Source organism: Schleiferilactobacillus harbinensis (assembly GCF_008694105.1).
Classification (GTDB): domain Bacteria; phylum Bacillota; class Bacilli; order Lactobacillales; family Lactobacillaceae; genus Schleiferilactobacillus; species Schleiferilactobacillus harbinensis.
The window spans coordinates 1,445,865-1,471,526 of record NZ_CP041364.1; the positions used below are offsets into that span (position 1 = coordinate 1,445,865).

The 25,662-nt window shown below is 53.8% G+C and carries 32 protein-coding genes; 4 read left to right on the top strand and 28 right to left on the bottom strand.

The window, feature by feature from the left end; all coding sequences use genetic code 11:
• Positions 1-48: 48 nt before the first annotated feature.
• The 22 genes from tnpB to FMM01_RS07500 all read right to left on the bottom strand — a co-directional run bounded on the left by tnpB (position 49) and on the right by FMM01_RS07500 (position 18,314).
• Positions 49-408 (bottom strand): IS66 family insertion sequence element accessory protein TnpB, encoded by a 360-nt coding sequence (gene tnpB / locus FMM01_RS07400; RefSeq protein WP_150391429.1) that lies wholly within the window; start codon positions 406-408, stop codon positions 49-51.
• A complete protein-coding gene (locus FMM01_RS07405; RefSeq protein WP_027827606.1) occupies positions 383-577 on the bottom strand; it encodes a hypothetical protein in 195 nt (64 codons plus the stop codon). Before FMM01_RS07405 ends, tnpB begins: the two co-directional genes overlap by 26 nt.
• 80 nt (positions 578-657) lie before the next feature.
• Complete coding sequence (locus FMM01_RS07410) at positions 658-1,107, bottom strand: hypothetical protein (RefSeq protein ID WP_150392083.1); 450 nt, start codon at positions 1,105-1,107, stop codon at positions 658-660.
• Between the two features lie 158 nt (positions 1,108-1,265).
• The gene (locus tag FMM01_RS07415; protein ID WP_150392084.1) at positions 1,266-3,086 is read right to left on the bottom strand and encodes an immunoglobulin-like domain-containing protein; all 1,821 of its coding nucleotides are present in this window, start codon (positions 3,084-3,086) and stop codon (positions 1,266-1,268) included.
• Between the two features lie 106 nt (positions 3,087-3,192).
• Positions 3,193-4,437 (bottom strand): serine hydrolase domain-containing protein, encoded by a 1,245-nt coding sequence (locus tag FMM01_RS07420; RefSeq protein WP_150392085.1) that lies wholly within the window; start codon positions 4,435-4,437, stop codon positions 3,193-3,195.
• Positions 4,438-4,550: 113 nt separating this feature from the next.
• Positions 4,551-6,383: a polysaccharide deacetylase family protein gene (locus tag FMM01_RS07425; protein ID WP_150392086.1), complete on the bottom strand. Its 1,833-nt coding sequence runs from the start codon at positions 6,381-6,383 to the stop codon at positions 4,551-4,553.
• 235 nt (positions 6,384-6,618) lie between these two features.
• Positions 6,619-7,038 (bottom strand): CehA/McbA family metallohydrolase domain-containing protein, encoded by a 420-nt coding sequence (locus FMM01_RS07430; protein WP_150392087.1) that lies wholly within the window; start codon positions 7,036-7,038, stop codon positions 6,619-6,621.
• A 129-nt stretch (positions 7,039-7,167) separates the two neighbouring features.
• Positions 7,168-7,566, bottom strand: coding sequence for a CehA/McbA family metallohydrolase (locus FMM01_RS07435; RefSeq protein ID WP_150392088.1), 399 nt, complete (start codon positions 7,564-7,566; stop codon positions 7,168-7,170).
• Complete coding sequence (locus FMM01_RS07440) at positions 7,553-8,014, bottom strand: hypothetical protein (RefSeq protein WP_150392089.1); 462 nt, start codon at positions 8,012-8,014, stop codon at positions 7,553-7,555. Before FMM01_RS07440 ends, FMM01_RS07435 begins: the two co-directional genes overlap by 14 nt.
• Before the next feature lie 4 nt (positions 8,015-8,018).
• Positions 8,019-8,882, bottom strand: a complete 864-nt coding sequence (locus FMM01_RS07445; protein WP_150393250.1) for an ABC transporter permease — start codon at positions 8,880-8,882, stop codon at positions 8,019-8,021.
• Positions 8,869-9,669, bottom strand: coding sequence for an extracellular solute-binding protein (locus tag FMM01_RS07450; protein ID WP_150392090.1), 801 nt, complete (start codon positions 9,667-9,669; stop codon positions 8,869-8,871). Before FMM01_RS07450 ends, FMM01_RS07445 begins: the two co-directional genes overlap by 14 nt.
• 53 nt (positions 9,670-9,722) lie before the next feature.
• Complete coding sequence (locus FMM01_RS07455) at positions 9,723-10,781, bottom strand: IS30 family transposase (protein ID WP_150391459.1); 1,059 nt, start codon at positions 10,779-10,781, stop codon at positions 9,723-9,725.
• An 83-nt stretch (positions 10,782-10,864) separates the two neighbouring features.
• Entirely contained in the window at positions 10,865-11,125 is a 261-nt protein-coding gene (locus tag FMM01_RS07460; RefSeq protein ID WP_150392091.1) for a hypothetical protein, read from the bottom strand.
• A gap of 8 nt (positions 11,126-11,133) precedes the next feature.
• Positions 11,134-11,292 (bottom strand): hypothetical protein, encoded by a 159-nt coding sequence (locus tag FMM01_RS16215; protein WP_190973482.1) that lies wholly within the window; start codon positions 11,290-11,292, stop codon positions 11,134-11,136.
• Entirely contained in the window at positions 11,276-12,274 is a 999-nt protein-coding gene (locus FMM01_RS07465; RefSeq protein WP_150392092.1) for an ABC transporter ATP-binding protein, read from the bottom strand. Before FMM01_RS07465 ends, FMM01_RS16215 begins: the two co-directional genes overlap by 17 nt.
• A 12-nt stretch (positions 12,275-12,286) precedes the next feature.
• Positions 12,287-13,093 carry an ABC transporter permease gene (locus FMM01_RS07470; RefSeq protein WP_223850015.1) on the bottom strand — a complete coding sequence of 269 codons (807 nt, stop codon included), beginning with the start codon at positions 13,091-13,093 and terminating at the stop codon, positions 12,287-12,289.
• Complete coding sequence (locus FMM01_RS07475; protein WP_150392094.1) at positions 13,068-13,742, bottom strand: PI-PLC domain-containing protein; 675 nt, start codon at positions 13,740-13,742, stop codon at positions 13,068-13,070. Before FMM01_RS07475 ends, FMM01_RS07470 begins: the two co-directional genes overlap by 26 nt.
• 185 nt (positions 13,743-13,927) lie before the next feature.
• Positions 13,928-14,905, bottom strand: coding sequence for a glycosyltransferase family 2 protein (locus tag FMM01_RS07480; RefSeq protein ID WP_150392095.1), 978 nt, complete (start codon positions 14,903-14,905; stop codon positions 13,928-13,930).
• Positions 14,906-15,005: 100 nt separating this feature from the next.
• Positions 15,006-16,022: a hypothetical protein gene (locus FMM01_RS07485; RefSeq protein WP_150392096.1), complete on the bottom strand. Its 1,017-nt coding sequence runs from the start codon at positions 16,020-16,022 to the stop codon at positions 15,006-15,008.
• Positions 16,023-16,251: 229 nt separating this feature from the next.
• Complete coding sequence (locus FMM01_RS07490; RefSeq protein ID WP_150392097.1) at positions 16,252-16,614, bottom strand: hypothetical protein; 363 nt, start codon at positions 16,612-16,614, stop codon at positions 16,252-16,254.
• Positions 16,607-17,914, bottom strand: coding sequence for a Y-family DNA polymerase (locus tag FMM01_RS07495; RefSeq protein WP_150392098.1), 1,308 nt, complete (start codon positions 17,912-17,914; stop codon positions 16,607-16,609). The genes FMM01_RS07490 and FMM01_RS07495 overlap by 8 nt, the downstream gene beginning before the upstream one ends.
• Complete coding sequence (locus FMM01_RS07500; RefSeq protein WP_150392099.1) at positions 17,904-18,314, bottom strand: DNA-directed RNA polymerase subunit beta; 411 nt, start codon at positions 18,312-18,314, stop codon at positions 17,904-17,906. Before FMM01_RS07500 ends, FMM01_RS07495 begins: the two co-directional genes overlap by 11 nt.
• 230 nt (positions 18,315-18,544) lie before the next feature.
• Between FMM01_RS07500 and FMM01_RS07505 the strand changes: the two genes are divergently transcribed.
• Positions 18,545-19,618 (top strand): hypothetical protein, encoded by a 1,074-nt coding sequence (locus FMM01_RS07505; RefSeq protein ID WP_150392100.1) that lies wholly within the window; start codon positions 18,545-18,547, stop codon positions 19,616-19,618.
• An 82-nt stretch (positions 19,619-19,700) separates the two neighbouring features.
• Here the strand turns inward: FMM01_RS07505 and FMM01_RS07510 are convergent, their stop codons facing one another.
• From FMM01_RS07510 to FMM01_RS07535, 6 genes are all read right to left on the bottom strand, one after another.
• Positions 19,701-19,970: a DUF2922 domain-containing protein gene (locus FMM01_RS07510; RefSeq protein WP_150392101.1), complete on the bottom strand. Its 270-nt coding sequence runs from the start codon at positions 19,968-19,970 to the stop codon at positions 19,701-19,703.
• Positions 19,971-20,004: 34 nt separating this feature from the next.
• Complete coding sequence (locus FMM01_RS07515) at positions 20,005-20,211, bottom strand: DUF1659 domain-containing protein (RefSeq protein WP_027829317.1); 207 nt, start codon at positions 20,209-20,211, stop codon at positions 20,005-20,007.
• Between the two features lie 140 nt (positions 20,212-20,351).
• Positions 20,352-20,618, bottom strand: coding sequence for a hypothetical protein (locus FMM01_RS07520; protein WP_150392102.1), 267 nt, complete (start codon positions 20,616-20,618; stop codon positions 20,352-20,354).
• Between the two features lie 36 nt (positions 20,619-20,654).
• The gene (locus FMM01_RS07525) at positions 20,655-20,918 is read right to left on the bottom strand and encodes a hypothetical protein (RefSeq protein WP_063516393.1); all 264 of its coding nucleotides are present in this window, start codon (positions 20,916-20,918) and stop codon (positions 20,655-20,657) included.
• Positions 20,919-20,944: 26 nt separating this feature from the next.
• Positions 20,945-21,814: an NAD(P)-dependent oxidoreductase gene (locus tag FMM01_RS07530; protein ID WP_150393251.1), complete on the bottom strand. Its 870-nt coding sequence runs from the start codon at positions 21,812-21,814 to the stop codon at positions 20,945-20,947.
• Positions 21,815-21,986: 172 nt separating this feature from the next.
• Positions 21,987-23,192, bottom strand: coding sequence for a C39 family peptidase (locus FMM01_RS07535; RefSeq protein ID WP_223850016.1), 1,206 nt, complete (start codon positions 23,190-23,192; stop codon positions 21,987-21,989).
• 561 nt (positions 23,193-23,753) lie between these two features.
• Between FMM01_RS07535 and FMM01_RS16755 the strand changes: the two genes are divergently transcribed.
• From FMM01_RS16755 to FMM01_RS07550, 3 genes are all read left to right on the top strand, one after another.
• Entirely contained in the window at positions 23,754-23,837 is an 84-nt protein-coding gene (locus tag FMM01_RS16755; protein ID WP_419555026.1) for a hypothetical protein, read from the top strand.
• A gap of 138 nt (positions 23,838-23,975) precedes the next feature.
• Positions 23,976-24,587, top strand: a complete 612-nt coding sequence (locus FMM01_RS07545; RefSeq protein ID WP_223850018.1) for a C40 family peptidase — start codon at positions 23,976-23,978, stop codon at positions 24,585-24,587.
• 186 nt (positions 24,588-24,773) lie between these two features.
• Positions 24,774-25,637, top strand: a complete 864-nt coding sequence (locus tag FMM01_RS07550) for a hypothetical protein (protein WP_150392106.1) — start codon at positions 24,774-24,776, stop codon at positions 25,635-25,637.
• Positions 25,638-25,662: the final 25 nt, after the last annotated feature.

Sequence of the window (25,662 nt, forward strand, 5' to 3'; positions counted from 1 at the left end):
GGCGAAGGAAAGAGGAGATGCCAATAAATCATGGCTTCTCCTCCTCAATTAGTTGGTATATCCTGGCTTGAAATCATGAATGGTACTCCGTTCTTGAATACTTAGACCAGTAATCAATCGCTTCAGCTGGTAATGACTGAGATGCTGCACCTCAGAGCGCGTTCGCGGCCACTGCAGGTGGCCGTTCTCGTACCGTTTGTAGTAAAGAACAAACCCACTGCGGTCCCAGTACAGAGCCTTGAACCGATCGCGCTGACTGCCGCAGAATAAGAACAGCGAGTGATCATAAGGCACTTCGTCTTCGCCGTACAGCTCCCGCAAGGAAGCGGCCAAACCGTCGATTCCTTTGCGCAGGTCCGTTTTTCCGCAAATGATATAGATGTTAAGCTCTTGGATATTGGGGAACATTGCCTGTCAACTCCTGGAGCACCACGTGCAGAATTGCCCGGTCAACACCGGTGTAAAACACGACCTCGGCGTCCTTGAGCTTCACTCGTGCCGCAACCTGCGGTTTGACCAGCGGCTTCGGCGACCGGTCGGTCACCTGGATCGGCACGATATCTTTGATTTGAACCATGAAAGGCCTCCTTGTTTACTTGATAAACCAAGTTTACAAGGAGGCCTGCACCGGGTCACGATACCTATGTCAACGACCGCTTACACAACAATTTGGGTGCCATTAGGATGCTGGGCAATATGGTTGACGACCCGATTGTAATTAATAGTCGTTGATCCGCCGACTTGCTCACCGGCAGCGGTCTCAGTATTGCTCAAGTCCTTACCAGCAATAACCATATCGGCAGCATTCCTGGTGTTGGTCACAGTGATTGTAAAGATGCCGTTGAGCATCGTCTGCACGTTCGCAATAGCCTCATTAACGGTTGCTACTTGTTCGGCAGTGAAATTAGTTTGATCGACGTAAATTGACGCGTGATTATCCCCATAATTGAAGGCACCTTGCGGATAATGCGTGGTGACGACCGCGGCGGCCACCGGTTGTGAGCTACCTGCCGGTGCAATCGCACTGACCGCGCCCACTGTTAAACTGCCAGCCAGCAGTGCAGCAGCCAGCGTTTGTCGGATTCGTTTCCAATTTTCCTTGTTCATTCCTACTCCCCCATTCAAAAATCCGTGGTGCACATAGAGTCATGGTACCGCATCAGCGGCAATCTCTGGATATCTTTTCAGATATGCAAAAAATAGGCCTCTAGAACCAGAAAAGTTCCAGAGACCTATTCAGGTTAACGCTCAATGATCAGGTGCGCTTACTTAGTCAAACGACCGTAGTCCGCACGAATCCATTGGTTGCCGCCCAAGTTGTAGTATTGCTTGCCATCGCTCAAAGTCTTGATGGAGAATACACGCCACTTGGAAGCAGCCGGCAGGATACCCTTAGCTTGCAAGGAATCGTTGTAGAAGGCTGTGCCCCAAGTCGGGTGGTTCGGTACGGAGATGGTGTAGACGCCGGAAACGGCTTGGCCTTGGTCGCCAGACGGTTTCGTGGTAGTTACGTCCTCAGCCTTGACGTATTGGTCGCCGCCCAGGTTGTAAGCAACCAAAGTGCCGTTATTGTAGACTTCCTTATAGGAAACCCAAGCGGAAGCGTAGGCCAAGTTGTCGCGGCCAGAGATTGCCTTCGTGGCAGTCGGATCGCTGTAAAGCTGAGCGCCAGATTTGTTGCCCACGTAGATGGTTTGCGTCTTAACTTGGTAGGAGACGTTGTCTTGCGGGGTGGTTTCAACATCGCTGGCCTTGACGTATTGATTGCCGCCTAAGTTGTAGGCAACGACCTTGCCGCTAGCATCAGTGACAACGGCCGGTGACTGCCAAGCGGAGCTGGCGGACAATGTCCGACCGCTGATGGCTTGGGTCGTAGCCTTATCAGAATAAAGTTGAGCAGTAACGCCAGACTTGATGTAAACGACTTGGCTCTTGTTGGTTTGCGTCAAAGCATTCGGCGTGCCGATAACTACTGGTACATTGACAGACACCTTGTCACCGCTATCGTATTGCACGGTAACCGGGATGTTGTATGAAGCATCAGTTGATGTGTTGGAAATAACGTTGCGGACGGCATCCGTCGTGTTGAAGTTTGTCGTCAAGTCAACGTTAATGACAGAACTGTCATCAGCCGCAGCACCTGTTGGCTGTTTGTATTGAGTAAAGGATGCGCTCAAGTTACTGTTGGTGCCTACGAATGTTTTCAATGCGGCTGTAATGTCGTTGAAGCTGACATTCGTCTTGAAAGTCAATGCTTTGGTATCAGCATCGTTCAAAGCAACCGTGTCACCATTCTTGTAAGTCTTGGTATTATTCGTGCCAAACTTGTAACTGAAACTCGGGACCGTATCTCCAGTAACAGTAACGTCCCGAGGAATAGTGCGGGTTAGGCCAGCACTGTTTTTAACCGTGTAATAGATGGTGTAGTGGCCAGGTGTCTTCAGATCCAGCTTGGATTGATCAATAGAGTACATTGACGTATCCAACGTTGTCGTACTGTTCTTGTTCTCGTAAAAGTTAAGGCCAGCGGTGGGATAAAAACTGTCGCCTTTTTCAACGTACATTTTAGTGATACCAGTAACATACGGTGCGGAAGCAGAATCAAGGATTGTCACAGGTACGTTGATAGTACCGACTTCTTTAGTTTCAGGATTCGTAACGGTGAAGGGAATGTTGTACTTGCCCGCTGTTGCAAATTCCTTGGTATACGCAATATTCTTGTCCGTTAAAATGGGATTGAATTGGGCAGAATCAAACTGTAAGGATTGTTGATTCCCGTTCTTGTCCACGTAATATGCTTGTAAAATCGGGCTGCTAACTAACTGCTTCTTTGCCTGAGCAAATACAGCAGTTAGAATATCTGTGCCCGAAGTGCCGGTATCAAAAGTTTGGGCGAGTGCGTCCGGTGCTGCACCATCGGATAGCTTTTGATTGTTGCCAATCATGAAATACGGTGTTGTGCTCGTCGCAGCTTGTACCGTGCCATTACCTTGCGCAATTGTCGCTGTCGCAACCGGTGCCGCGATCGGAGCAACAGCCAGTAAGGCAGCCGCAACTAACCCAGCATACTTTGTTGTGTTTTTCATCTAATAAATCCCTCCAAGATCTGTGATCAAACATCCGACGTCATAGAAACCAGTATCAGTATAACGTAGGACGCCGTCTCCGCCAAGGGGCAGGACCAATTGAACCTTACGATTTTGTCACTTCAGTGGCCAACTCCGCCGTTTGCGCGAAATGATAATACCATTTCGCCCGCGGCAGCGCGTTGTTATAATCGTAAGCCCGATTGGTCATTAGGATTGCCGCCGTATTGCCGTCATCACTCATCGTGAAGACGAGCTCTTGATAATTTTTCACCCCATGGGAATAAACATACGTCGGGAAATTGTAGACGCCGCCGCCATATTGCCCGTCGGTGGTATCCCGCAGCTCGGCCACGGCGGCCGTTGACGTGTACTTGCCCTGAATGATAGCTCGTTCCAAGCGGTACAGCGCGTAAGGCGTCGTGTAGATATTGCCGGTACCCAGTTCGCCGCGCATATCGGCGAGATTTTCGGTAATCGTTTTATCATAAGTACCAATCCCGTCTTTAGCCACGTAACTCACCGTACGGTTGGGCTGTTGGGCGAAGTTCCAAGCAAAGCCGGCCTGGGTATTGGTCAATTGCAACGGTTGGAACAAGTGCTGGGTAATGTATTGTTCGTAACTTTGTCCGCTGATCTTCTCGATGATACCAGCCAGCAGGACGAAATTCACCGCCTGATAATTCTGCTTGCCGTGCAAGTCAGCATCGTAAGTCAGATTATCCAGACTGCGCTGGATCACTTGATCATCGGTCAGTACAGTTTTGGGCGCGCCCAACGTATAAATCAGCCCGCTGCGCATATTAAGCATTTCACGGATCGTGATATTATGGCTGGCCGGAATCTGGCTGTAATATTGGTGAATGTTGTCTCCATAATGGACTTTGCCAGCTTGAATCAATTGGGCCAACGCAATGGCCGTCAATGATTTTTGGGTCGAACCGATCTGATAGATCGACTTGACGGTATTCAAGCGTTTCTTCGCCGCATCCGCGTACCCGATGCCTTGGTGATAAATAATCGTCCCGTTGCGGACCAGCAGCACCGTGCCAACAAACTGCTCCGCCTGGAGCTTCTTGGTCAGCTGAGCTTCAGCGGTTTCGCTGAGCTTGTTCACACTGGTCTGGCCGGGCTGGACCGGCAGTTTTTTATCCGCCGCTTGTAAATCTTTAGTCAAGTCGCTGACCCGTAACGATAGGCTGCTGCGATCGGCGGCATCCTTTTCGGCCTCCCGTTTCACTTCCGCCAAGTGGCGCGGCCTGACGTAACCATAATAGGTGGCTGTACCGGCGGCGCCAACGACCACCGCCCCCGTGAGCAGCCCAATCAAAAATGCGGTAATGCGTTTCATTTTCCCAGTCTCCCCTAAATTATTCTAATGTCCATTATTAGCCGTTGGTCCATTGAATGTAAAGAAAAAAGGCACGCCCGGAGGCATGCCTTTCTGAAATCTTCAATTCTTGGTTACTTCTGTACCGGCGGGCCGACAATAGCGCCGGACGAATCTTCATCCTTGCCGTTCTCGACCAGATACTGGAATTGATCAACTGTCAGACCGGGGGAAACCTTGACCCGGTTGAGGCTGTAGATGCCATTATCAATACTGGCCAAACCGCCGTGGATCCGCAGGGCCATGGTGTAGCCGCTGGCTGCGGCTTCTTTTTCCGTGGTCTCGCTGTAATCCCCGTAAGGATAAGCGATGGCGGTGGTGTTCTGGTGGTAGGTCCGGTCCAAGTATTCCTTGGTGCCGAGCATTTCTTGTTTCTGCTGGTAATCCGGCAGCTGGCTGAGGTGGAAGTGATTCAGGGTATGGGACTCGATGTCCATGCCGTTTTCCTTCATGATCTCGGCCTGCTGGCGGGTCAGCGTACCGGTGTTAGTGATCAGGAACAGGGTGCCGTTCACGCCGTACTGCTGGATGATCGGCAGACCCTTGGTGAACCAGCTCTCGTAACCGTCATCCATCGTCAGCCAGACCAGCTTGTCGCTGGGGGCTTGGTTGGTGGTCAAGACGGTGTACGCTTCTTGCGTGTTCAGGAAGTAGTAGCCGTTGTTGCGCAGCCACTGCATCTGCCAAGCAAATTCGTTCTCGGGGACGAACCAGGTGTTGTTAGGCTGGTTGCTACCGAGTTCGTGATACATCAGGATCGGGAACTGGATGGTGTCTTTCTTCTTCGTCCAGCCGCTGGTGTCTTGAGCGTTGGTCACCCATTGGGCACCGCCCAGGTTGTACCAAGTGACGCCATTAACAGTGCGGCTGTTGAAGTACTGCCATTGGGTGCCGCTCTTCAACGTCCGGCCGGTATCGGTACCGGTGGCGTCTGGCGCGGTGAAGACCTTGGTGTCGGCCAGCAGCGTGACGACATGTTTCGTCACGCTGGGCGGCGTCGGCTGGTGGCTGTCGGCGTTATTCGTCGCGCTGTCCAGCGTGATCCATTGATTGACGCCGATCTTGTACCACTTGACGTTGTTGAACCATGCGGTACCTTGCAGCACCTGGGTACTGTTGCCCGAAACAGTCTGCGTCGTCTTGGTCCGGTCGGCCGTATAGTTGGTCCAAATCGGCACGGCATTAGGCACGTAAACGTACTGCTGGAATCCTGGGTTGTAGGCCGGATCGCTCGTTACCCAGTCATCGCCGCCGATGTTGTACCAGGTCGTGTTTCCTTCCACCAGTGTCTTGGTGTAGGCCACTTTGGATAACGCCGGCAGGGTCTTGTCCGTGGCTTGGCGCTTGGCGCCGGTCCCAGTGTAGACCGTGGTGGTGAATGATAATTGCAAGGTTTGGTCGTTCTGGGTCGGGTTGTACTGCCCGGCCGTGCTGGCCCAGCGGTCTTTGCCGACCTGATACCAGGCACTGCCGTTCCAATCCACATAGGCGGTCACGACGCTGCCCGTCCCGGCGGCGATGCTGTTGCTGGTCTTTGTCCGAGTATCGCCGAAGCCTTGGTAAATGGTGATCGGCGTCGGTGTCCAGATCTTGCTTTCGTAAGTCGGATTGAAGCTGGGATCGAAAGTGATCCAGCGGTTGTCGCCGAGATCCAGCCAGCTGTAGCCATTGATCGTGGTGATGGTGTTGACCGTCACCCGTTGGCCCGGTTGGACGGTGCTGCCGGTGTCTAAGGCCGGACCGCCGACCCCGTTGTAAATGGTCAGGATCTGGTGCGCGTCCAGGTTGCCGATTGGATTCGGGGCATTGTCCGCTGCTTGCGCTTGGCCGCGGGTCAAGCCGAGGATCCCGACAAACAGGATCGCCAGCAAGCCGAAAAGCCAGCGGCGCTGCGGTTTTTTCTTCATGATTATGCGCTCCTCCCTCAAGGAAATTCAGAATTGGCCGCGGCGTGACACCGCGGCCAGTTCTTTGTTGTGCGTTTACATTATAACAACAACCCGCAAAAAAGCACCGTGGAACACCCGGATTTTTTCAGAACAGTAAAATTCATCCGCAGTATGCGGCTTTGCTTCGACAAAAACCCTAACCGGCAGCCGACAAGATTGACTGCTGGTTAGGGCTTGATTGGTTTGATCTGAATTAACTAATGTAGAACGGATTGCCAATAATCAATCGTTGATCGGTCTGCCCTTTAAACGCCCCCCGGGCTTCGAGACGGAACGGGCCGGTGCGCAGTGCGACCTCTGTCTGTAACCGGCCGCCTTCAAGGGCCGTTGCCGGCAAGCGGCGAAGCACTGTCTCATTGGCCGGCGGCCGAAATTCCTTGATTGCCGGCTTGAAGTCCTGACTCAAGGCATTGCTTTGACTCAAGATGGCAATATCCAGCTGGTACTGACCCTGCGGCAGGGTTTCGCCCATAAAGTGCTGGCGGTGCTGGGCGTCCGTTAGGGTAACCTGCCACGTGGGGCCGAGCGAAACGTAGAAATTTCCCTGCCGAATGCTGGCTTTGATTGCTGCATCGCTGAGTTCATCAGGAATACCAAGATAGTTGACGGCCACGTTGTCTGTTGCCTTTTTGGGCCGATGGCCTGCTTTAAGAAGCTGTGACCAAAGCGTGTACGCCTTTTGGTTGTAAGTTTGCTCCTGAGGGCTATTGCCGTTCAACACTTCAAGAAAATCGAAGTTGTCTCAATTTCTGACCAAGAAGTCCCAGTGACAGCCGGTACAGATTGGACTGCCAAGTTCAAAGGGATGGGCCACGCCGACAATAGCCCCGGCATCGCGATTTTTCTGCACCCACTGATCGATGTCAGTGGGCTTGGCTTCATACCAGTTGACCCCGTCCTGGGTCCCCAGCACGAGCATGTGGCCATAATATGTAGTCCATTCCAGCGAATTGCGCAACAGCCAGCTGGCTGGCTGAAGCTGGCGCTGCTGAATCTCGGCGTAGGAGCTCAGCGTGCTGTGATCCGAAATACTCAAGATATCGTAGTGGGCTGCAGCCGCGGCAGCAAACAGCTGATCGATCGTCTGATCGGCGTCGCTGTGGGTCGTGTGGGTATGCCACTCAATACTATAATAATGCATCATTGGCCTCCAATTCGCTGATCGTGATCGCTGCCCGGACCTGCTCGGACGCAATACAGTGCTGATGCAGGTTGATCTGCCAATCCCCGGTCAGCTGGCGCGGCGGGGCAAAACCCAATGAGGCGGCCGCAGTGGTCAGCGTAATTATCTGATCGGTGGCTTTATAATGGTGATTGCCCAAATACTGGCCATCTTTGACCACCGAGACCGTCACCAGATTTTGCAATGGCAGATAGGCCGCCACAGCGGCAGGTGTGGCGTGCAGTCCGGCCTGCTGCAGTTCGGCGGTGATCAGCGCTTGGGCGCGGATCGGTTCAACGTTTTGCGGTCCGTACTGAAAGACGATGCGCAACCCCTGAATCGGATCAGCCAGGCTAAATTGCAAGGGAATCGTTGTTTTGTCGTCTTGCGGGGTGAATACAAATTGTTTCTGCAGAATAGTTTGCATGGGATCACCGCCACTTTTCTCGACGCATGTTGACGATCACGTAAACAATCGCGGACAGACTGCAGAGGGCAAACAGGATGACCGAGAGCGCCGCTGCCCGATTGTAATCCAGATACTGGTTGAATTCCTTATACAGGACGACGCCCAGCATCTGAGGTGTGTTGCCGCCCATCAGGAACGGCGTGGTGAAGGAACCCACGTTGCCCATGAAGATGAAGGCCCCGGCAATAAAGAATTGTTTGTAAGTAGCTGGCAAAATGATTTTTTGCAGCAGCTGCCAGCGATTGGCGCCCACGTCCCGCGCGCTTTCGATCGAAGCCTCCTGAATACTGGTCAAACTGGCCAGCAGCAGCAGCGCGAAGGGAATATTGAACCACAGATTGACCATGATCAGGCCTTTGGCGGAGTACATCAGGTTCGGGTTGAACGTGTGCCCTGCCTGGGCAAGCCGGCTCAGGGTGCCGCCGTTGCGGACCACCAGCATCATTGAATACACAGCCACGAGCCCGGGAATAAACTGCGGCAGGATCGTTAACGCCATCACCAATCGGCTCAACCGATTCTGATTGAATCGAATATAGAGCGCCAGCAGCAGGTCGATCAGCAAGGCCAGCACCACCGTCATGACGGCCACAAATAGGGTATAGCCGATATTTTTCAGCTGCACCGGATCGGTGAGGAAGTACCGATAATTGGCGCCAGTCAGCCGAGTTGCTGAGCCGCTGTGCAGGGATAAATTAACTGCAGTGAGGACTGGATAGACGATCAGGCCGAGGACGACCAGAAAGGCTGGCAAGACCAGCAAGTACGGCGTCAGTTTCTGTCGGCGGCCAATGACTGCCCGTTTGGTTTGTTTACTTAACACCATTGCCAATTTGAGAATCCCACTCCTTATTCAGTTCTGCACTGAGACTGCCGGTACTGGAGAAAAGGAAGTCTTTGGCGTTGAGGACTTTGATGTACTTGAGATTCTTGGACGTGATCGCGCTTTTATCGATTACTGGGATCGCCGCCATTGTGTCGACCAGGATGTTCTGGGCCTGTTTGGTCAGCATGAAGTTCATGACGGCTTCCGCACCCGGCTTATTAGACCCAATAGTAGGAATGACTAAACTGTCCAGATTGCCGGTGAAGGCCGGGGAAATTTGGGTCATCTTGACGGTGGCCGGCAAGGTACCGGCTTGCAAAGCGACTGCGGTCATGTCTTGCCACGCCGGAATCATTGCCACTTGACCGTTCGCCAGCAGATCCATCGATCCCTGGTTCTTGTTGGGATAGACGACCTTACCGCCGGATTTGTACATCGCGCTATCCAACGACTTGAGCAGAGTTAGCCCCTTCGTCCACTGTTTGGTCCATTTTGTATCGCTGGAAGTCAGTGCCGCTTTAGGCAGGTAATTATAGACTGCGGTCTGGACAAACGCCGCGCCGGCCCCGCCGGATTCAGGGGTATTGTAAGCAAACTTGCCGGGATTGGCCTTGATCCAAGCGTACAGCTCTTTGTCTGTCTTAGGCGGGTTCTTCACTTTGGCGGAATCATAGGCCAAAACCACCGTGGTGCCTCGATACGGAAGCAGATAACCGGCCCCTGCTCCCACCGTGGCCTTGTCGTTTTTCAGATTGGGAATGGCGCTTTTGTCGTATTTTTGAAAAATGCCCGAATTGTCAAATTAAGTGCAACAGTGAAGACTCATCCATGTGAATTGGTTTAGGTAGTGGGCAGGGATTCCTCCAGGCCCAGGGGGGAGGCCTGGAGCGCCGCGATTGCGCTGCGGTATCCAAGGCACTTCCTTAACCGGTGGTTTAAGACATCTTGGCTCTTACGAATCTTCTCCTTAGAGACTTCCCATAGTGATTGACCCTTTGGAATGAATTCTCGAATCAAGCCGTTGGCATTCTCGTTACTGCCACGTTCACTGGGTGTATAGGGATGGCAGTAGTAGATCTTTGTTCCTCTGAGTTGGTCCAAGAGGGCGAACTCAGAACCGTTGTCGAAGGTGATGGAGTGGAATAGATAAGGATCATGTGTGTTCAGAACGTATTGCATGGCCTCTAAGCAAGTCCGGGCGTGATAGTTTGGGATCTTGTAGATCAGCTCATAACGTGTGACACGTTCTGTCAGGGTGAGTAATGCTGGTTGGTCGGCAGAACGCTTCCCCTTCACCAGGTCGCCTTCCCAGTCACCAACAAACCAGCGGTTATTGATTTGTTTGGGCCGCTTGTCGATGGACGTTCCAGCGATGCGTTTATTCTTACGCGCATGACTACGGCCTGGCCTTTTCTCGCGACGCCGCAACTTCTCAGGCAGATCCATGTTGGTCACTGACAACAGTCCGGCATCAATGTAGCGATACACGGTCGGCGTTGAGGGGCACGAACGATTAGGCCAGAGTTGCTGGAACTGATGCACGTACCCATCAATACTTTGTTCACGATACGCATGCTTCTTGATCTGAGCGGTCAGCCAGTTAAAGAAGTAGGTACACTTCTCCAACATGCTCTTGGCGTGGGAATGGGTCTGTCGTTCTTCGTGTTGTCGTTGGGCAGCATCAAAGAAGTAATCCTTGTAGTAATGATAATTCGAATCCCGTTGCTGGACTCGGCCGCGCTTAAGCTCACGGCTTACCGTACTAGGGGAATGATGGATGATGTGTGCAATATCGCGAATGGAATATTCATGGGAGTGCCAAAGCGCATCAATTATTCCGCGCTCGCCCTCTGTGAGTTGAGTGTACGAGCCGAGACTGTTAGACTGATTGTGGGTCATGAAGGTCACCTTTCTTGGTAGTTTAGTCGCTTCAAGGATAGGTCTTCATGGCCTATTTTGTTAAATCAACCCGGTCGATTGGTCTAACTCAATCGGTGTTGCACTTCAATTTTAAATCCGGCTTTTTGAAAAATGTCCTTGCCGCCCAATTGGGTATACGCGGCGTACTCTGCATCGGACGCTAAAATCAGGTCGTAATTGGTCTTTTTCTGACCGGCTTTTTGCGCCGCCACGATTCGGTCTTGCAAACTAGCTGCACTGGTGCCGGAGAGAATGAATTGCAAATTTAGTTTATACTTCTTCCCCTCGGGACTGGCGTTAAAGGCATTGGCGATTTTGCTCATGCCGTCTTTTAAATTTGGGAACCGCCGGCCCATAAGGTCACGGAAGTTTGTTTAACACTGCTGCCAGACTTGGCGTTGGCGCTGGACTGGTTGCTGCAGCCGGTTAAGCCGGCTAAGAATAGAGCGCCGGCGGCGAGGCCGACTGTTGCTTTATGCCAAAGTTTCATGAGTTTGCTCCTTTGCAAAGGTTTGCTTTTTTTCAACAATGAATTTGATTGGGGTGTTCTCGGGATGCTGGGCAAACGCATCCTTGGGGGCAAAAAGGATCATGGAACGGTCCTTGAGCCGCACCGTCAATTGGGAATAATGGCCCATCTGGGTGCTTTGCTGGACGGTGCCTTGGTACACGTCCGTGTAATCTGCCGTATTGGCTACAATTCGGACATCCTCCGGTCTGAAGGCATTAACCGTCTGAGGACCGGCATCGATGAAATTCATCTGCCCGATGAACGACGCCACGTAGATATTTTTCGGCTCATTATAGATCTCACTGGGCGTGCCGACTTGGACGATCTCGCCCGCCTTCATCACTGCGATCCGGGTGGAGAGCATCATTGCCTCTTCCTGGTCGTGGGTGACAAATACTGTGGTGATATGCAGCCGGCGCTGGATATTGATTAATTCTTCCCGCATTTGCACTCGAATCTTCGCGTCCAGCGCGGAATACGGTTCATCGAGGAGCAGAATTTCCGGCCGCAGGACCAGTGCGCGGCCGATCGCCACCCGTTGCTGCTGGCCGCCGGAGAGCTGCTGGGGATATTTATTGGCCATCTCGGCCATTACCAGCATTGTCAGCATCTCATCAATGCGCTGGTGCCGCTCCGGTTTGCTCATTTTGCGCAGCGTGAGGCCGAATTCCAGGTTTTGGTAAACCGTCATCCGCGCCCACAGGTTATATCCCTGGAAAACCATAATGGTCGGCCGCTTTTCCGGCGGCAGATCAGTAATGTCTTGATCCTCGATTTGGACGGTACCGGCAGTTACTTTTTCAAACCCGCCAATCGTCCGCAGCAGCGTACTTTTACCACAGCCGGAGGGGCCCAGGATCGTGAGGATCTCGCCGGCATTCACTGTCAGATTAATATGATAAATCCCGTCACCGTTGGCATATTCTTTGGCCACCTCATGCAGGGCCAACTTCACTGTCATACGTTTGACCTCCTATTTGATCATCAATTGTTTAAGAAACGACTTTTTGCCGAATACTTTGTAACACCCCCACAGAATCAGAATTGCCGGCACGATGAGCAGCAGGGCAAAGATGGCGCCCACCATCGGCGGTTGATCCCGAATGATGCCGTACATCGCGGTTGCCATCGTTTTGATCTGGGGAAAGCCGACCAGCAGGGTCCCTTGGGATTCATCCAAAGCGCCCAGAAAGGTGTACATCGCCGCCACCAGAATTGCTGGTGCCGCACTGGGGAAAGTGATCGTAAAGAATACCCGCACCGGCCCAGCTCCGACATCCCGAGCGGCTTCCTCCTGCTGCTGGTAAACATTTTGAAACGCCCCCGTGGGGATCCAAATCATGAAAATCATCGTGTTCAGCACATTGATCAACACCACCCCGGTCAGCGTGCCCATCAACTGTAATTTATAGAAAATGATCCCGATCGCTGTGTACAAACCAATCTTGGGAAACGCATTGGACAGCAGGAACGAGAAGAGAAATAAACTGCGCCCCTTAAAGTGATACCGCGCCAGCGCATAGGCCGCTGGCAGACAAATCGCCATGGACACGATGGTTGCCAGGGCGGCGACCAGAAATGAGTTGATGAACGCCTGCCAGAGATCGCTTTGGCTCAAGACATTTTGCCACCAGGTGAACCCGAAGGTGACGGGCAAGACGTGGGGGGCTTGATACTTGTCGGCAAAGGCAATCATCAGCGTATTCAGCAGCGGGCCATACATGAAGAACGCGAAGACAAAAAGTACCAGAAAGTTAATGACCCATTTGCGCTTGCTCAACAGATAGTCCTCCTTCCATCGTGCGGCAATAAGTATGGGCGGCCAGGGACATGACATTCGCCGCGCCATTTGCCAGCAGCACCGCTGTCGTTGCGACATCCCGGGCGGTCCACACAGATAGATGGAAATCCGTATCCTTCAACAGCGCAAGATTGACCGGATGCAGCAGCTGAAAAGGCAGGTTCAGCCACTGGCACCCTTCCTTTTTGGCCTGCTTCAGCATCTGGGTGAACATCACATGGTCATTCAATAACTGGTCAAAATTGACCTCCGGCAGCAGGGTTTCCACATTGCGCCAAACGTGCCGCGGCCAGCGGCGCTGTTCTAAAGCGCTGATCGTGCCCGTTAAGATAATCTTGTCCGCCAGGCGGCTGCGCTGGGCCAGATCCATCACTTGGCCAGCCAGGTTGGCATCTTTCAAATCACAATTCAGTAATTGCAGGTGGGATTGGCGGCGAAAAATGGCCAACGCATCGGCCAGCAGCACACTATCTTCTGTTTCCTGATCATGAGCCAGAACCAGTTGGCGCCGATCCTGGCGCCAGCGGACATCGATCTCCAGGGCATCCACCGGCCATCGGGTCGCCGTTTTCAGAAACTGGCGGCTATTGGCTGGTAAACCAACACTCCCAGAATGGGCGGTAATCATGGACATCGCCTTCCTTTACTTGATTTACACGTGCTTCTTTAGTATGCGGAAGGGATGTAAATATCCCACATTTAAGGCAGTAAAAAGTGCGTAAAAAAGACTGATTTTTGTAAACGAACATCTGTTATTGGTGGTTATTGGCAAAAAAAGACGGCTCGGGATACAAGCCGTCTGCTGCTGAATTATTATTTTTTCTGTGTCTCTTTCTCGGATGGTGTCACGGTATCCTCTTCAATAATAAACCGCGGCCGGCGTTTCACTTCGGTATAAATCTTGCCGATGTATTCCCCCAGCACGCTGATGGCAATCATCAGTGCCCCGCCGATGATCCAGAGCGAGCAAAAGATGGAGGTCCACCCCGGCACCACCCGGCCGCGGCCGTGCTGGACAAGGGAGTAGATGAAGGCGGCAATGCCGATGAAAACGAAGAGAAAACCGATATCCATAACGAGCCGGATCGGTTCGATGGAGAAGCTGGTGATGCCGTCGAAGGCGAAGGAAAGCATCTTTTTCAGCGGATACTTGGACTCCCCCGCCGGTCGCGGCAGACGGGCGTATTCGACGGTGGTGCTGGGGTAGCCGACCAGGGGCACCATCGCCCGGAGGAAGAGGTTTTCTTCTGGGAAGGAAAGCAGTGTCTTCACCGCCCGCTGACTGAGAAGCCGGAAATCAGCACTATTCGGAATCATTTGCACCCCGAGCCGGTTCATCAGGCCGTAAAACATATTGGCCGTGCCCCGCTTGAAGGCCGTGTCGGTCTGCCGGTCGTTGCGCACGCCGTAGACGACGTCGTAACCGTTCTGGAATTGCTGGACCATTTTAGGAATGGCATTGATGTCGTCCTGGAGATCGGCGTCAATGGAAATGACGGCATCCATTAATGGCGCGGTGACGCTTAAGCCGGCCAGCAGCGCGCGCTGGTGGCCGAAGTTGCGGCTGAGTTTCACGCCGGTGACCCGGGGGTCTTGGGTTTGGGCCTGCTGGATCAATGTCCAGGTTTTATCTTGACTACCGTCGTCGACGAACACTAAGCGGCTTTTAGGCGTCACCAGCTGGTCGGCAATCATTTGGTCCAGCAGTTTCTCTAAGCGGGGCAAGGAAATGGGCAGGACGGCTTCTTCGTTATACGCGGGTAAGACAATGGCGAGATCAATGGCGGTCATATTTTTTGGCTCCTCGTTCTGATAATTTCTATTCCTAAGCATAACAAAAACGCGGCCAAAATGGGCCGCGTTTCACTGTTGCTGATTAAGTTTTGTATGGTTAACTCTTACGCCGCTGCCGCCACAGGAGGACCAGTACGCCGCCAAGCAGCGCGGCGCTCACGACGGTGATGCCAATGGCCAGCCACTGCGTGTGACTTTTAGTTGTCTTACCCGCTGCACTCTTCAAGTGCGTCGCGGCGGATTGACTGCTGCTGTCGTTATCGGCGCTGTCCTTCTTCGCTGAACTGGACGTGCTGCCTTTCTTACTGCTGGTTGTACTGGACGATGAAGACTGGCTGTCCTTGTTGCCGCTAAACCAGCCGGTGAACCAGCTGTACCAGGGCTTGCTGGACGAACTGGCGGCACTGTCGCTGTCTTGACCAGACGCCTGCTGGGTCGTGCTGGACGACTTCTTGCTGCTGGTACTCTTGTTCTGACTGGGCCCGTCGGGAATCTTAGGCGTCTCAGAGCTCGTCGTGCTGCTGGATGGCTGGGACGCCGGTTGGCTGGTCGACGTGCTCGGGGTACTGCTGGGTTTGCTGCTGCTCGTCGTACTGCCGGCGCCGCTGCTCCCAGAACTGGCCCCGCCGCCATCGCCGGTATTACCGCCCGTGTTCTTCGTCGGCAGATAGGTCACATAAATCGTGCCGCCCTCTTTGGGGACATGCACCTGAACGCCAACCACCAGCGAATCCACATCTTGACTGTCCTCTGGGTAATACCCGGCAACCACTGGCACGTCAATGCTGGTGCCCTCTTGCACCGGGCCGTAACTGGTCGACGGCACCTTCAGAGACTGCTGATAAGGATCCACCGGTACGATCTGGCCGCTGACTTCCTTGACACCGGTATTGGCGTTTCCGCCAGATGTGCTGTCAGATGGATCGTCAATCTTGTCTTCGTTTTTATTGCCGGTATCGGCTTGGCTCGTCGGCGGTGTACTGTTGTCCGCCGCCCGCGCATTATGTACTGCTACAACGCCAGCGGCAGTCAACGTGAAGCCGCCGGCCAAAAGAACGGTCCCGATCAAGCGGCCGATTCTAGACGTGAACATGGTATTCTTCTTTGGCTTCATTATTGGTCCCACCTCGCGTTAAACATCCGTTAGCTTTCCTTAACGATTCCTTTTAAGTATATCATAGCGACATTGGTCTTCCTCAATCCTCAGACCGATATTCCCCGCCGAAAATTCAAGTTGGGTATATCCTACCGCAAATCTGGGGATTATATATTACAATAAGGTAAAGAATGGTGACATTCAACTTACAGTGTTGTCACATTGCCCAAAATCGGTCTATATCTGTTTAAGAACGCTTGTTATTTTTATCGGTGGGAAGATAGGCCGTGCTGTGGCGATGCCCATGGAGCGGATCAAAGGTTACCGTGGGGACTCGTTTCCTCAGCTGAGCGGTATCCCGATAGATAATGTCCAGGTGGGAATGGACCTGCAGGTCATGCAAGACCGTATCGTATAAGCCGCTGGCAAAGGGCAAGGCCAGCAATTCGTTGGAGTGGACGATGGCTTCGCCTTTTTTCCGGGACTCCAGAAAGAAGCCGTAGACGTTATCGAATCGGTTCGTCACGATCCGCAGCCAATAACGGTAGTTGTACTCCCGCTGGAAGTAATGGTCATAGCGCTGTAATAACAGCTTACTTTCTTCACGCATGGTGCCCACCAATCAGGTCGGCCCGATCAATGGCCGTCCCGCCTTTCGTCTTACTGGAAGCCCGCACCAGCGCCTTGACGCCGAAACGGGTCTGGATGTTATCGATCACCCGGTCCAACTGGGCCCGGTCCAGAGTGTGCTGACCGGTCTCGAACACATTCAATTGGAGACTGTGCTGTTCAGAAATCCGGGTACAGCGCACACCGACGTTACGGATAGGGCTGCCGTCCCATTTCTTATTAAATAGGTAAACGGCGATGGTGGCGATCTCGTCGTCCAGGTTCGTCGGTGTGACACGGGTCTGGGCGGAGAAAAAGCCGCGGCGCTGGTCGCTTTCTTCCGCATAGCCGATATTGATGCCGATGATCTCGCACTGGACTTGGTGGCGGCGCAGTCGGGCGGCGACCTGGTGGGCGATCTCCCGGATGATCGTGGCGCAGTCCGCGAAGGTGGTGTAATCCCGCATCAAGACCTGGGAATTGCCGTAACCGCGGTTTTCGTTCCGGGGCACGTAACGGTGTTCAAGGTTCGAGTAATCGATCCCCCAGGCATGGTAATAAAGCTGATCGCCGAGGATACCGAATTCTTTTTCCAGCATCTTCAAATTAGCCTGGGCCAGTTCTTTAACTGTATAAATCCCCATGGCGTTGAGCCGTTTCGCCAGCCGGCTGCCAATGCCCCACATGTCGTCCAGCGGCGCAATTTTCCACACCGTTGCCGGTACATCGGCATAATCCCACTCAGCCCGCCACGGCGTCTTCTTTTTGGCCGCATTATCGAGGGCCAGCTTGGCCAGCAAGGGGTTGGGGCCGATGCCGACGGTGGTGACGATGCCGGTCTCGGTGAATACCTTGTGCTGGATGCGGGCGGCAATTTCGTCGTTGTCGCCGAACAGCTTATGGGAGCCGGAGACATCCAGGAAGGATTCGTCGATGGAGTACGGGAACCAGTGGGGCCGGTCGGTGAACTGCTGGTAGATGTGGTTGATGCGCATGTTGTGGTCAATGTAATCGGCCATGTGGGGTTCGACGATGGTCAGGTTCATCTGCGGTTTGATTTCGTAACGCCGGGTGCCCAGTTTCACCCCGTAGGTTTCCTTCGAGTACGGCGACGCGGCCAGGACCAGCCCGCCGCTGTTTTCTTCCCGGGACAGCACAACCATGTTAGCTCCCAGCGGGTCGATCCCCCGCTTGATGGCTTCGGTGCTGGCGTAGAAAGACTTGCAGTCAATGCATAGAAAATCCCGCCGAGGCAGCGCGGTCGGGTCGGATAGCGGCGTCTTTCCTTCCTTATTGGCCATAATTATTCACCCCGGCACGGTACCATTTGGCCGGTTCTTCGGCGCGAATGTTGCGGATGACCGCCACATTAAGCTGCTTGGCGCCATGGGTCGTGTAGAGCAGCACCCGGCCGTCATTCGAAAAACCGGCGACCGTGCCCACGGTGTCCGGCGGAAAATGGTCATTTTCTAACACGTTCAGTTGAATATGGACGGTCTCCCCCGTCAGATAGGCATTATCCAGCAGCGCGCCAATCGTTTCTTCGTCCTGCTGGACCTGGGGCGTGCCCACCGGCTGGCCGGTATCGCTGTCTTGTTCCAACGCGGCGGTGTGGTCGCTGAGAAAGAAGCCCAGCCACTTCACCATGCCCCGATCGGGATAAAGCCACTTGCTGCGCGGCGGATCATAGATGTTCGCCATACAAACACCTTCCATTGCTAAGTTAAGTTGATGTTCGTCTGCTCAGTTGTTGAACGGACGTTCGCACGCCTTTATGATACGGTATCGATTGGGATAAGGCAAGCATACGTTCGCTTCTAAATGTTAAAATATTGCCTATGGATAGCATATTTGTTGCGCTTACATGCCAGCGATGCTACGCTATTTCCAGATTGTGAATACCAGCAATGGTGTGAGAGGAGACTTTTATCATGCGTCAGTTCAAACATTTATTAATTGCGACGGCCCTGTTGAGCGCGGGGGCCTTGGCGATAACGCCAATTGTTGCACAGCCAGCAACCGTAAGCGCCGCCACGACTCAAACCAAGGGGGACGGCGTGGTCACTCCGGCCAAGGGAGTAGTGTATATTGCCGGCAGTGGCGGGGCCAACACATACAGCGATCCGGCCAGTCTGACATCGGTCAATGGTCATCTGGCTTTCGGCTCAGCGTGGCGCTACAGTGCGATACTGAATAGTCCGACCACTGGCGTAACGGCCTATAAAGTGAGCGGCACACAATGGGTAGCAACCATTGATGTGTCCAATGCGCCCACTGCCACTGGTAAAATCACGGCCCAGAAGAAGAGCGGCAAGCTGTATCTCAGTTATTACAATGACGGTATTGCGACGTATAAAGATCCGGAAATGAAGCAAATCAATACCGGGTATGCCCAATTGACGTTCATTCCTATGCCAATGGGCGAAAACGGCGTCGCCTACGACCAAATCGCAGTGAATACCATGGGGCAAACAACGGCCTATCACTTAGCCCAGGGCTGGGTGCCAGCTGGCGGCTACTTCTATGAAGAGAATCCAGCTGTCTATACGGTTGAAAAAGGTGCCGGTACGGTTATCGTTGGCACAAAGGGCGCCCCGATTTATACGGATCAGACCTTGACCAAGACGACTGGCCGCACCTTAGCGGCCGGCAGTCAGTGGCAGTACTTTAGTTACCTGAAGGGGCAGCAAAGCGGTGTCTTCACCTCTCAGAACGCCTATAACTTAGGCGGTAACCAATGGGTCGCCCGGCGGGATGTGACCGCCTATGCTAATGGCGTCCGGATCAACAGCAATATCTTCACGGTTAACTATCCGGCCCATCCGACTTGGTCCGTAGCGAAGTACCAGTTCGTGAACGGTCAGATGAAAGCCGTTGGGCTATTGCCGGCCAAGTCGCAGTGGAAGACTTTCCAAGATCGCATAGTGGGCGGCAAGATCTATCATAGCCTGGGCGGCAACCAGTGGGTATTGGCCTCAACCGGTACCTTGAAATATAATTATTAACTCGCTTTATGTAATGAAAAGGGGGCGGCTCCACCAAGGGGCCGCCCCCTTTTCTCACTTCTTCAGCACTGCCCGCAGGAGACTAACGAGCTGCCGGAGCTGCTTCAGGCACTTCTGGAGTGCTTTCGCCAGCTTCGTCATCAAAAAGCGGTGTTTCAGTGCGTTCCACATACTTCGCCGAAACCGGCACATCGTACAGGAACACGGCGTCTTTGATGAAGATTTTGGAAGCGGCGATGGTGCCCATCGCTTTCTTCACTTGTTTCCCGGTCAGGTTCTGGTCGACATAATTCACGGACAGGGTCTTGCTCTTGCCTGCGGACGTGTGGTACTTCATTTGTAATTGCTTCATGCGGTTTTTCCTCCTTTAGTTGACTCGGGCCGAGTTAGGCGATTTGCGCCTTGGTGGTGAGAATCGTGGTGGTCAGAATGTCGCCGGCATGCAGCGTTGTCAGCGCATCCCCCACGGCGAGCAATTGCTCGGGCGTCGCGTCTTCGGCGATATTATTGAACCGCCGATCCAGCGTGCCGTTGTCATACGTGTCGTTCGTCAGGGAGAATGCTACGGAATTGCTTAACCAAGTTTTAGCCATTGTTTTTTCCTCCATTGGTGTGGTTTTTGTAAGCCGGCGGGCCCGCCTTGCCTTACATTGATAACAACGGATGGAGCGGGAAAAAACGGCAAAGAAAAACGGCTTTCTGCTTAAATTTTTGGCAGAAAGCCGTTGGGGCGCTATTTAACTGGGGTTTGGTGGGCACGAATCTGGGCGTAGAGGTCGTCGTACTGTTGCTGGGTGTACGGCCCATCACCGGCCAGCATCCGGGCAAACTCGTGGTCAGTAAACCCGGTAAAATCTAGTACTTGTTCGATGGAGACGTTGTTGTCGATCATTTCAAGGACGATTTTTCGGCCCTGAATGTAGAAAGGCATGTCCCGCATGCGGTCCATGTATGCTTTGCCCCAAAGGACGTCTCCCTTTGTAACTTTAGGTTCTTCCACACCACAGCCCTCCTGTCGTTAGTTCGCTTTTGACGACTAATCAGAACCATGTGCCGGCTTATGCCCATGTTTCTCAATCTGAGCGAAAAGGTCAGTGTACTGCTGATTCGAAAAAGCACCATCACCAGCCAGCATTGCTGCGAACTCATTCTCGGTCAGGCCAGTGAAAGCAAGAATCTGTTCCGTGCTCACGTGGTTTAAAACCATTTTTTCAACGATTTGATGTCCCTGCGTGTAGTGCGGTAAAGAGCGCATTTTGTCCATGTACTCTTTGCCCCACGAGATGTCACCTTCAGCCATTGGCTTCTACCCCTTCGTCAAATCTTCTACTTCTGCCACCATAGCTTGATCAACCCTTGCGTACCCAAGTCGCCTAGCCCGTCCGAATCCACCATCACTTCATAAAGATGCTTAGCTTCCGCGGTTGCTGGCAACTCCAGCCCCATCCGATCTGCTTCGTCCAAGGCAATCCGCAAGTCCTTCAAGAAATGCTTAGCAAAGAAACCAGGCGTATAGTCCCCCTGTAGCAACCGCGGACCGTAATTATCCAGCGACCAGTTCTGGGCCGCACCGCCGGCCAAGGTCTTTAAGGCTTGCTTGAGATCCAGCCCCGCCGCCTGGGCGTACACCATCATCTCAGTCATCCCGGTCATCGTCCCGGCAATCATGATCTGGTTGGCCATCTTCATGTGCTGCCCGCTGTCGGCTGGGCCGAAGTAGCTGATGCTCGTGCCCATCTGTTGGAAGATCGGCAGCATCTTGTCGTAAGTATCCTTATCGCCGCCGACCATGATCGTCAGCGTGCCTTTCTTGGCGCCAATGTCGCCGCCGGATACGGGGGCGTCCAAGGCAGCCACGTTGGTCAACTTTTTAGCCGCGGCGTCAATCTTTTTCGCCGTCTCAGGTGACCCCGTTGTCATATCAATGACGGTCAAACCAGCGTGGGCGCCAGCAAAGACACCATCGTCCGCAAAGTAGACCTGTTCCACGTCTTTGGGGAAGCCGACGATCGAGATGAGCACGTCGCTTTGTTGGGTCAACGCAGCGGGGGTGTCAGCCCATTTAGCACCGGCGTCGATCACCGTTTGCGCGTGGGCCTTGGTGCGATTATACACTGTCACGTCTGAACCGTGGGCTAATAAGTTCTGGACCATGCCAGTGCCCATGACCCCAGTGCCGATAAATCCGATTTTTATTTTCAAAAAGCCTCCTTGGAAGTATGTTGCTGCTTATATTGTACCAAAGGTTGAGGGGTGTAAATCCATGCAGTTGGTACAGCACATTTCTTTCTTCAAGACACCAATGGCCCCGAATCTCAACACATGATTCGAGGCCATTCCTGTGCGTTATGCCGTTATATCAACTTTCTCAATACGAAATCGCCCGCCGCTTCTGCGTTTGCCAGTTCTTCTCAAACGCCGCGATACTCATCGTTCCCCGCTGGTTCGTCCAGCAGTCGAGATACGTCACGTTGCTGGCATCGTAGCCAATGACGACCACGGCATGATACGGGAACCCGTGCAATGTCAGCCAAGCCACGACAGGGTGCTGGCGCAGGCCGACTTGATAACGAATGGCATCGAAGGACATGCCAGTCATGTTGATGGCGTTGCCGGCGTATTTTTGCACCAGGCCCATCAAGGCCGGCGGGAAGATGGTCACACCGGAACGGTCCCAGGGATTGCCGATGTAGCCCTTGTTGGGATCCTTAGACCGGGGCATTTCCCGGGCCAGCTGCATCTTGTCGACTTTGGCGCCGGCATAGCGCAGCATCATGGTCACGGCAGTGATCCCACAGCCGTTGGGCAATTCGGGCCGCTGAGCGATCAGCGGGACGCCGTTGATTTGGGCGCTGGCAGGATAGACGGCGCCAGTCGTAATGCCGCTGGTAGCACTGATCCATTGGTTGGTCCCCAGCTGATACCAGAGCGAGCCATCTTCGGCGACGGATTGACGGCCGGCGCGCCAACGGCTGGCGAAGGGCAAGGTGCCGGTCTGGTAGCGATTGGGCTGGTAGGTAGAATAAATGTTGGCCCCGTTCTTATTATTCACTGTCACGGTTAAGACAGCATTCGTGAAGTTGGCGGGTACCGCTGGATTGGCACTGGTATCCATAGTCACCCATTGATTGGCCCCGATGGCATACCAGGCGATGCCGTCAACGACGACCCGGTTCAGCACTTTCCAGGCCGACCCGATGGGCAAAACCCGGCCAGTGCTTTGCCGGTCTGGCCCGTAGCCCGTGTAAAGGGTGGTCGGCTGGGCCAGTTTGATGGGTTGATAAACCACCGGATTGAACTGGGCGTTCTCCGTCACCCAGGCATTCGTGGCCACTTCGTACCACTGGACCCCATCGACTTCTTGGGTCGCCGAGACCCGCCAGCGCGTCCCCGCGGCCAAGGTGCGGCCAGTACTCTGCCGCGTCGCATCAAAACCTTGATACAGCGTCGCCGGCTGTTCAAGACTGATCACGCCGTCAGCTACCGCTGCCTGGGCCGGATTCGCCGTCAAACCGCAATAAGCAACCACTGCTGCCCCCAATATCCCCGCAGCTGTCCACACTTTTCTCCACATCATGCCATCTCCCCAAAACTTTTCATTTCAATTTATGCTTGTTCATCTTATCATGTATACAAGCAACAAAATACTGTTACTTTGGGGAAGATGTGGAAATGAAAAAGAGAAAATTGGTTTCACGCTGGCTGACCGTCGCCGCAATCGCGGTGATGGCCGCTGCACCGGTACTGAGCACACCCGCCACACTCTACGCCGCGGACAGCAGCGTTGGGGTGGCCGCACCGCCGACCTTAGAAAAACTGCCGGCAAAATATATTGTCGGAATGAAGCACGACGCACCCTTGTATCAATATCAGGACGGCCGCTACGTCAGTACCAGCCGAACGCTGAAAATCGGCTCCACTTGGCAGGCGTTCAGCAAAACCACTGGTACCGACCAAACCTGGTATCAGCTGGGAAATAATCAATGGGTGAACGTTAACGATTTGGGCGAAATGAGCCACAGCGCCCCGCAGGCAGTGAATTACACCGTCACAGTTACTGCGGCCGGCCCCGCTTTGGACTGGCGTGCAGGGGCAATACACCGGCCGCCAGCTGGGCAAGGGGTCGCGCTGGAAAGTGACCGCCACGACCAAGGCCGCCAATGGCAGTCAATGGTATGAACTGGGCGGCAACCAGTGGATCAACGCCAACAGCGCTTAGCGCCAATCCAGTTACCAAAATCCCTGCCAATATTGGCAGATCAGTGCTACGCAGATCAAGCCCCAGGGTACAGTCGGCTATAATCTGCGCTTAGGCTCCGAGGGGATCAAGACCTGGCTGACCCTGTGGTGGCTCGGCTTGAACCGCTCCTATGCGAATTTGAATCAAACCGCCGTCAACAAGATCAAGTATTACCAGCGCCAGTGGCACATGCCCGTGACTGGGGAAGTTGATGTTAATTTCTGGACCCGGATGGGCTTCAGCCGGAATGAATGGTTTGCTATTGACAGTTATGTCTCGCCATTATTGACCAACGCGGACAGCACCCGGGCACAGCACATCGAAGCGATGATCCAGACCGCCTACAAGTACATGGGCAAGCCGTACATCGTCGGCGCGTCCACGTCTCCGGCTTACGGGACAGATTGCAGCGGTTTGGTCATGCAAGCCCTGTACGCGAGCGGCATCAATCCCCTGCCTTCCTCTTCCATTCGCCATGCCCAACCGGGTTACGAGTGGGAATCTCGGAATCTGTGGGCCAATGCCGGTTTGAAGAAAGTACCGTATGCCCAGCGCCAGCGCGGAGACTTGATCTTCTACCGTGACCCGAGCAACGGGTTGATCTGGCACGTCGCCATTTATCTGGGCAACAACCAGGTGATTGAATCCTGGCCGCCGAAGATCATGGTCCAGCCGATCGTTAACTCCCAGCGGTCTTGGATCGCCGGGGTTGGCCGACCGTTTATTTAATTCCATAAAGAACGAAATAAGCCGCTGAGCGTTGTCCGTCATTGGGCAACGCCCAGCGGCTTTTCTGCTTCTTTCAACCCTTTTTCAATTCCCACAACACTTGGTACCGCCGCCAATCCATGATAAAATCTGAACAGACAGGTTGCTGGGCATCAGACCAGTGACCGCCTAAAGGAGAGAATCCCCATGAAGAAGATTCTGGTCGGTGTGGCCGCTGCCTTGGCGTTGTTCAGCCTGGCGGGGTGCCAACCCAAGGGTAATGACAGTGCGAGTGCGGCCTCGGCGCAAGCGGCGCAGACCACGTCCAGCTACACGGCCATTATCCGCGCCGGCCGCGATGCCGTCAGCAACAAGGCTTACGACCAGGCGCTGGGCTATTTTCAGAGTGCCCTTTTAACAAAGTCCAGCGACAAGAAGGCGACAGCGCTGGTCAAGCAGACGAAGGCACTGATCGAAGCGCAAAACAGCCTGAGCAAAAATAGTTTCAACGCCGCCAAATCCTCGGCTGCGGCCGTCAAAACCGTCACCGGCGGCGACAGCAGTCTGAACAGTGTCGCGGACGAACTGCTGACGACGATCAATAAGGTGCAGACCACATACAAAGCCTACCAGGGGCAATTGCAAAAAGCCCAAACGGCTTATGATCAGCAAGATTACGCTGGCGCCATCGCCACGCTGAATCAATTGGTCAACCAAAGCGACATTGCGGACAGTTATTACGCCACAATCTATACCGGCGCGTTGAAGCTGCAAGTTGGTGCCGTCAGCGCCCAAAACGCCAGCGGCAGCACCGCCGGCAATGGCGGCTCGGCTTCATCATCATCCAGCAACGCAGCCAGCGGTTCCGGTGAGTACAGCGTGGACAAGAGCGATACGGAGATCAATGGTGAAAAAATCACCGCCGCCCAGATCCAGCAAGCCCGCAAGGATTTGCAGGCGCAAGGTATCGATTCCGCTTCCTGGTCCGACCTGGACATCATGAAGGCCATTAAGGCGGCCCATGCGGACGGCCGGACGAAGATCACGCCCCAGGACGCTGGGTTGAAGTAATCCCGTGTGAATAAATTCGCCCGTT